The 1,036-nt window shown below is 31.5% G+C and carries 1 protein-coding gene; it reads left to right on the forward strand.

What is annotated here, in order from left to right:
• Window positions 1-255: hypothetical protein (locus ABT034_RS35275; protein WP_351221189.1), on the forward strand; the 255-nt coding region annotated here is incomplete at its 5' end.
• Window positions 256-1,036: the final 781 nt, after the last annotated feature.

Here is a 1,036-nt window from a genome sequence, read left to right on the forward strand (position 1 = left end):
GTTTTGACCGTAATGACAAACGCAAAGTTGGAACAAGATCACACCCAAATACCAGATTTATTTTCTTCCAACGTATACCAAGAGGCAGTATCAATGAGCAAAAAAACTGTGCGAAATGAAAATTATCGGTTCAAGAATAAGAAAAAAAATCAGACTAATCAAGAAACAAAAGGCAACAATATCGTACAAGAAGATACAAAAAAAGGACTCAGTTTCAACGAAATTGTTGCTCAATACCTTCCAAAAAACTATTAGTGTTCGGGTATTTTTTCTAAAGGAAAAAGTAATATTGAAAGTAGTCATGAAGTAGTCAGAACAGCGAAAATAACCACCTGAGTAGTCGCAGTAGTATTCATGGGAGAATACTAAAAAATAAGGTGTGGTGACTTATCTAAAGGCCTTGAAACGCAATAGGCACAGCCTATTTTCCCACTCTCACTATGAGAGTGGTGCGTTCACCTTATGCTCTTTCCATTTTTTTGCAAAAAGTGGTCAGGTTTTATCTAATATGCACGTCTTAACACTGGAGAAGGAGTATACAGTTCTTATATCAATGCGGGAAAACAAAAGGTGGCGTCAGAATGACATTTACAGATTGTTTTAAGATTAGTAGTATTAATTCTATCAAGAGAGCGTAAATTTGATTGTAGAGGTGATCTATGAAAATTCAGTACAGACTTATTTTTCTTGCTGTATTATTTTTTTTAATAGGATATGTCATAATTGAAAATTGTGCAGATGTTTTTTATATACTGTTAAACTTTTCTCTTCCAGTTTTATTTATAATTTTCAGATTATTTTTTTCTGATGTTAAAAATAGGAAATTATTTTGGCAAAAAAGGTCACCATACTTTGGAGATCAAAGAAGAAAAATAAATAAAAACATTTTAGATCTGTTCTTTTTTGTAGGGTTATTATGGTATGCGTATTTAATTTATCAATATCTGAATTAAAGAGATAAATAATCCTATTATTTATATATATTTTGTGAGTATTAGTAATACTGGGTTGACCACGAATGTGGGTACAGATCTCC

The sequence above is a fragment of the Streptomyces sp. NPDC002773 genome (assembly GCF_040295605.1).
Classification (GTDB): domain Bacteria; phylum Actinomycetota; class Actinomycetes; order Streptomycetales; family Streptomycetaceae; genus Streptomyces.